Origin of the sequence: Paraliobacillus sp. X-1268 (assembly GCF_003426095.1) — a bacterium.
GTDB lineage: Bacteria > Bacillota > Bacilli > Bacillales > Amphibacillaceae > Paraliobacillus_A > Paraliobacillus_A zengyii.
This window is the reverse complement of sequence record NZ_QJSK01000041.1, coordinates 1-6,738: the sequence shown is the minus strand read 5'-3', so window position 1 is coordinate 6,738 and position 6,738 is coordinate 1. Positions and strand designations below refer to the sequence as shown.

At 33.7% G+C, this 6,738-nt stretch carries 6 protein-coding genes; 4 read left to right on the top strand and 2 right to left on the bottom strand.

What is annotated here, in order from left to right; translation table 11 throughout:
- Positions 1–138: 138 nt before the first annotated feature.
- Together D2K62_RS18505 and D2K62_RS18500 are read right to left on the bottom strand one after the other, a co-directional pair.
- Entirely contained in the window at positions 139–1,242 is a 1,104-nt protein-coding gene (locus D2K62_RS18505; RefSeq protein ID WP_112180073.1) for an ABC transporter ATP-binding protein, read from the bottom strand.
- A gap of 114 nt (positions 1,243–1,356) precedes the next feature.
- Positions 1,357–2,259 carry a PucR family transcriptional regulator gene (locus D2K62_RS18500; RefSeq protein ID WP_117149603.1) on the bottom strand — a complete coding sequence of 301 codons (903 nt, stop codon included), beginning with the start codon at positions 2,257–2,259 and terminating at the stop codon, positions 1,357–1,359.
- Positions 2,260–2,479: 220 nt separating this feature from the next.
- Here D2K62_RS18500 and D2K62_RS18495 point away from each other — a divergent pair, with 220 nt between their 5' ends.
- From D2K62_RS18495 to D2K62_RS18480, 4 genes are all read left to right on the top strand, one after another.
- Positions 2,480–3,613, top strand: coding sequence for a DUF445 family protein (locus tag D2K62_RS18495; protein ID WP_117149602.1), 1,134 nt, complete (start codon positions 2,480–2,482; stop codon positions 3,611–3,613).
- Positions 3,614–3,683: 70 nt separating this feature from the next.
- Positions 3,684–4,031: a YlbF/YmcA family competence regulator gene (locus tag D2K62_RS18490; protein ID WP_112180076.1), complete on the top strand. Its 348-nt coding sequence runs from the start codon at positions 3,684–3,686 to the stop codon at positions 4,029–4,031.
- Positions 4,032–4,219: 188 nt separating this feature from the next.
- Positions 4,220–5,119: an ABC transporter ATP-binding protein gene (locus D2K62_RS18485; RefSeq protein WP_112180077.1), complete on the top strand. Its 900-nt coding sequence runs from the start codon at positions 4,220–4,222 to the stop codon at positions 5,117–5,119.
- Positions 5,112–6,374, top strand: a complete 1,263-nt coding sequence (locus tag D2K62_RS18480; RefSeq protein ID WP_112180078.1) for an ABC transporter permease — start codon at positions 5,112–5,114, stop codon at positions 6,372–6,374. Before D2K62_RS18485 ends, D2K62_RS18480 begins: the two co-directional genes overlap by 8 nt.
- Positions 6,375–6,738 lie beyond the last annotated feature (364 nt).

Sequence of the window (6,738 nt, the reverse complement as noted above, 5' to 3'; positions counted from 1 at the left end):
AGTACACGGCTAAGCATGCGCATGGTGCACCAAATCCTGAAAATAATCCAACAAAAAAAGATTCCGACCATCTTCCTAAGATGATCGGAATCTTTTTCGTTATTTTGGCTAGTTATGTCCCAGCCTCTTTTTGTTTTATTATTTGATTCGTAATTCTGTTTCTTGATCAAAGAAATGTGCTTTGTGCATATCAAGTGCTAGTTCAATTGTTTCCCCACCATTTATGTCTGTACGAGAATCGACACGAGCAACAAAATCTTGATTAGCTAATTTTGAATAAAGGAATGACTCTGCACCCATTAATTCTGCTACATCAATAACAGCAGATATCTTAGAGTTTGGATTAGCATCAATGAAGATTGGTTCATCATGCATATCTTCAGGACGAATACCTAAAGCTAATTCTTTTCCTACATATCCTTGTTCACGAAGAATTTTCATTTTACCTTCAGGAACATTAATTTTATTATCATCATTTATAGCAAATTGGCCGTCTTCCAATAAACCAGTAAAGAAGTTCATAGAAGGTGAACCAATAAATCCACCAACAAAGATATTGTCAGGTTTGTCATATACTTCTTTAGGAGCACCAACTTGTTGTATGATACCATCTTTAAGGACAACAAGGCGTGTTGCCATCGTCATTGCTTCTGTTTGGTCGTGTGTTACATAAACAGTTGTTGTCTGTAAACGCTTGTGTAGCTTTTGTATCTCTGCACGCATCTGCACACGTAATTTTGCGTCTAAGTTAGACAAAGGTTCATCCATTAAGAAGACTTTAGCATCACGTACAATTGCACGTCCTAATGCTACACGTTGACGTTGTCCACCAGATAAAGCCTTTGGTTTACGATCTAAGTATGCTTCTAAGCCAAGTATCTTAGCTGCATTATTAACACGTTTTTCAATCTCGTCTTTTTTAAATTTACGAAGCTTAAGTCCAAAAGCCATATTGTCACGTACAGTCATATGTGGATACAATGCATAGTTTTGGAATACCATTGCAATATCGCGATCTTTAGGTGCTACATCGTTCATTAACGTATCATCGATGTAGAACTCGCCTGATGAAATTTCTTCCAATCCTGCAATCATTCGAAGTGTTGTTGATTTACCACAACCAGATGGACCAACGAATACTACAAATTCCTTATCTTTTATTTCAAGATTAAAGTTATCAACTGCTTTTGCTGCATCTTTCTCGTAAATTTTATCAATATTTTTCAATGTTAGTTCAGCCATGTGAAACCCTCCTGTTTTTGTAAGCGTTTTATCTTATGTGTATAGTCTACTGAATTAAGGCGTTTACGTAAATGGCAAACATGCACAAAAAAATGATGGCTTGTTTGTGCACGCTTACATACTTTGTTTTAATTTCTTTTTAAGTAAAAGTGTTAAGTACACAGATAGAGCTCCTTCAAATTGTTTCACATCAATATTTGTTTTTTCGATAAATTTATCAATTCGATATTGTAAACTATTCCGATGCATGTACATTTTTTTTGCGGCTAAGGAGGTATTCGAATTGCATTCAAGAAATATTTGAATTGTTTTAAGCAATTCTTCATCTTGATCTGTATCTTGTAAAATGGAATCAATCATCATTATATAGTCAGTCTCTAATAATGAGGCACTTACTAAATAAGGCACAGCTGTAACATAATTCATAACTGTCTTTTTCTCATATTGATGTACGGTATGAAAAGATTTTTTAATCCATTGATAGTAATGTGGACTCTTTTGTAAATCAGTAAAAAAAGGTCCAACATAAAAAAGGATATTAATGTAGAAGTCACTCATAAATACATCAATAATCTGATCGTATGATGTATCCTCTTCCAATGTAGGTTTACTTTCTTCAATAATAACGCCTTCTTGCTGGTTTTCCCAAATAATAGGCACTTGATCTGGAAATAAACCATGTATTGCTTCTTGAAAAGCTAGTGGATCAATTGGTTCAGATAATGTGAAATAAACAAAACGATATGTATCAGGCGGGGCTTCCCATTTTTCTTTGTTATTTTCAAATAGCAATTGTATCCATTGTTTCTCCCTATTTGTGTTAGTAGGGGACTCATTACCGTAGTATGGGGTTAAAAAAGTATCAAGTAATTGCTTTTCTTTTGTATTTATCTCTTTTTTATCTATACCAATTATTTCATTATTATTTGTAGTAAACCAAAGGTATCCTTTTTTAGGGGTTAGATCTTCCTTTCCCCATAGTAAGGATGGGAATACTTCTTTTAATTTTTCTAACATTTAGATACCTCACTTTCTATATTTGTTACTCTTATTATAACAAATTGAGTGATATAGAGTGTGATAACTTTTCATGTAATTGAATTATCATTATAATGGTACAATATAAACTGAAACTTCAAGCAGCAGAGCTTTTTTTGCTCTACTACAATGTTAACAGCTTCGTTAGGGTTGTACAGCGGATAAAAGTATAATCATTCAGAAGGGAAGTTGGTGCACAATGTCACCCATAGTAATAGTTTTAGTAATGATTGGAATTGGAGCTCTTATTGGTGGTATTACGAATTCCTTAGCGATCAGAATGCTATTTCGCCCACATGAGGCAAAATATATTGGTAAGTTTAAAGTTCCGTTCACTCCAGGCTTGATTCCAAAAAGAAAAGACGAGTTAGCCAAGCAATTAGGAAAGATGGTGGTGGAACATCTCATAACTGTTGAGGGCATACAAAATAAATTATTTCATGCTGATTTTAAAATTCAAGTGGAAAAGTGGTTAGCAAAAGAATTAGATACTGTGATGAATTCAGATCAGACTGTTCGTACATTCGTTAAAAAAGTGAATTTGAATATAGACGAGGTGCAAATAAAGCAAAGCTTACAAAACTGGCTACATAGGTATCAAAAGGATTGGATGCACAAAAATGGTTCGAAACAAATGAGTGAAATTATTGGTCAAGATATGCAAGATAAGGTAGAAGATTTCCTCACGGATAGTGCAACAATGATTCAAGAAAAGGTAAATCAATATATTGCAGGAAAAGCTGCTGCAAATAAAATGCAGGAGTTACTCGATACATACTTTGCTGACAAGGGATTTTTCGGGAATATGTTAGCTTCGGTCTTTGGCGGTAAAACAGTTGTGGATAAAATACAACCGATATTCGTAAACTATACAAAATCTGATGATATGTATGAGGTAATTGAGAAGCTATTGCGAAAAGAATGGGAAAACGTGTTATTCCATTCTGCTAATCAAGTCGAAGAAAAAATAGGACAAGATCGAATTACGACTGCGATCGATTACTTAGTTAATAATTATTTCCCAGTAAAAGAAATAGCAGATAAACCGATTCGGGTTTGGTTAAGCTCATTATCTCCTTTTGTCGATCAAATCGTCACAGGTGCTACGACTCAATTCTTACACGTTGTACAAAAAAGACTAGCTCCTTTACTACATACCCTTGGTTTAGAAGAGATTGTTGAAAAGGAAGTTCAAGCATTTCCTTTGAAGAGAGTAGAAGAGCTCGTATTAAATATTTCACGTAAGGAATTGAAATTAATTACGTATTTAGGAGCATTGTTGGGTGGTTTAATTGGATTAATTCAAGGAATTATTATCGTATTGGTTGGATAATTAATATAGGTTTGTTATAGTAAATGAGTGAGTAATAAAGAAGGATCAAACGTGGGAGGATTTTATAAAAATGTCAAATATTCAAGATAGTGCACACGACTTAGAAAACGCAATACGAAACAGTGAGGAATTTCAAGATTTAAAACAGGCATATGAAACTGTTATGGCGGATGAAGTTGCGAAAAAAATGTTTGAAGATTTTCGTAATACACAAATAGAGTTACAAGAAAAACAAATGCAAGGACAAGAAATTACAGAAGAAGAAGTTGAGAAAGCGCGTAAAGTTGTTGAAACTGTTCAACAACATGAGCAAATTTCTAAATTAATGGACCAAGAGCAACGTTTAAATGTTCTAATTAATGATGTTAGTAAAACAATCACGAAGCCTTTAGAAGAATTATACGGTGCACAAGAATAAATATAAGATTAAAAAAACTTGCTGATGACAGCAAGTTTTTTTAATTGAGAAAGTATTGACAGTTTGCATATTTAACTACATTCTATAATACGTAAGATTAAAGCCATAGAAGATAATGTGAAACTTTTTTGAGTTTAGGCCGTATTAATAAGTAGACAGATTTTTAATAAGAGAGGAGAAATGAAATTATGACGTTAAAGTTAGAACGAGTTACTAAAAAGTTTGGTGACTTTACTGCTGTTAATCAATTGTCAATAGAAATACCAGAAAAACAAATTTTTGGTTTTCTAGGAGCTAATGGTGCAGGTAAAACAACTACTTTCCGAATGATTCTTGGATTGATGGACGCTACTGAGGGAAAAGTTAGTTGGAATGGTGAAGCGATAGATTATAGTAAAAGTGATCAAATTGGCTATTTACCAGAAGAAAGAGGATTGTATCCCAAACTCACGGTAAAAGATCAAATTATTTATCTAGGAAAACTTCGAGGTATGCAAAAGAAAGCTATTGTTACTGAATTAGAAAAATGGTTAGAACGATTTAAAGTTCCTGAAAATATCGATAAAAAGATTGAAGAATTATCAAAGGGTAATCAACAGAAAATCCAGTTTATTTCTGCTGTCATACATAAACCTAAATTACTTATCCTGGATGAACCGTTTTCTGGATTAGACCCTGTTAATGTTGAAATGATGGTGCGCGCAGTTACTGATTTAAAAGAGCAAGGTACATCGATTGTCTTTTCTTCGCACCAGATGGAGGTAGTTGAAGAATTGTGTGAACACCTTTGTATTATGCAACATGGTAAACCAATTGTTCATGGCGCGTTAAAAGAAATTAAACGGTCATTTGGTAAGAAGAACTTATTTATTCACGCTGATTTTGATTTAGACTTTCTGAAAGATATTGCGGGTGTTCTCACACTAAAGAAATTTCCAGAAGGTTGTAAATTACAAATCGAAAATGAAGCAGTATCACAAACTGTTTTTGCAGCAATTCAAAATAAAGGCTTTGTTCGTAGGTTTGAGTTAGAAGAACCTTCTTTAAATGATATCTTTATTGAGAAAGCAGGTGAAGCATATGAATAAATTTTGGATTGTCTTAGGACATACGTACTGGACACGATTTAAATCAAAATCATTTATCATTACAACAGCCATTTTCCTTGTGTTTATTATTGGATTAGCCAATGTGCAATCGATTATAGATTTATTTGATAGTGATAATGAGCAAGATGTAGTTGCAATAATTGATGAAACTGAGGAAGTATACAACCTACTTGCTGAAAATATGGCATCAGATGATAGTCTAGAATTAGAGCTATTTAATGGAACAGTAGAAGAAGCGGAAGAAAGCGTACAAGAGGAAGTTTACGTTGGTGTATTAAACATTGAATTGGATCAAGATAATTTGCCAATTGCAACATATCATACTGCGCAGCTATCCAACAATTCCATTCAAATGCAATTAGAAACGCAATTACAGCAAATTAAAGTTGCATTAGCTACTAATCAAGCTGGTATTGATCAAACTGTCTTGGAATCTATTTATTCACCTGTCAGTTTTGATACAGTAGCAATTGAAACAGCAGATGGAACAACAGCAAAAACAGAAGAAGAATTAAGTGGTGCGCGTGGTCTCGTTTATGTGATTCTTTTCTTGTTATACTTTGCAGTTATCACGTACGGCAATATGATAGCGCAAGATATAGCAAATGAAAAATCCTCTCGTGTAATGGAAATATTAATTTCTAGTTCATCACCAGTAAGTCAAATGTTTGCGAAAATAATTGGAATTGCACTACTGGGCTTAACTCAAATTGGTTTGTTTATGGTAGTAGGTTTTGTCATGCTTCAACAAAAACAAGATGAACTAGCAGGTGGTTTTTTTGATGCCTTTGGCTTGTCAGACATTTCGATTGCAACCTTTGTCTATGCAATAGTTTTCTTTTTGTTAGGTTATTTACTATATGCAACTTTGTCAGCAATGCTAGGTTCACTAGTTAGTCGAATAGAAGATGTGCAGCAATTAATGACACCAGTCATTTTACTCATAGTGGTTGCATTTATGCTAGCAATGTTTGGTCTCAGTGTACCTGAATCGACTGTAATTACGGTGACTTCTTATATTCCATTCTTTACACCAATGGTTATGTTTCTACGTGTAGGGATGTTGGATGTGGCATTCTGGGAAGTTGCTATAAGCATTGGAATTATGGTTGTAACGATAGCAATTTTAGCGATTATCGGAGCTAGAGTTTATCGTGGTGGTGTTCTAATGTATGGTCGTAGCGCCTCGTTAAAAGATTTTAAAAAAGCTTTTCAATTATCAAAAAAAGAATAGGTTAAAAAAGCTTGTAACTTTTTGTTGCAAGCTTTTTTTATTAACTCAATTATCTCAGTTGACTGATTTAAGCTTGGAGTATACCTACTATATTGTTCGGTAGTCTTAAAATAAGCTGTTTCTAAAAGACTATGTTTTATTACGAAGCATCCATAAAATCCAACATAATGTTCCATGTGTCAGATTTATCATCAACTACGACGTAACAATCTGGTATTACTCGCTACGTCAGCAAATGGTTTCGCTTTCCGTGGGCACAACCCATAGCCGTCAAGCTAAGGATAAACTATAGAAAAAACAAACATTACGCAACTAACTTCTAACATAAAGTTGAATTATTTTCCAATTAGATGTATGTGTAATA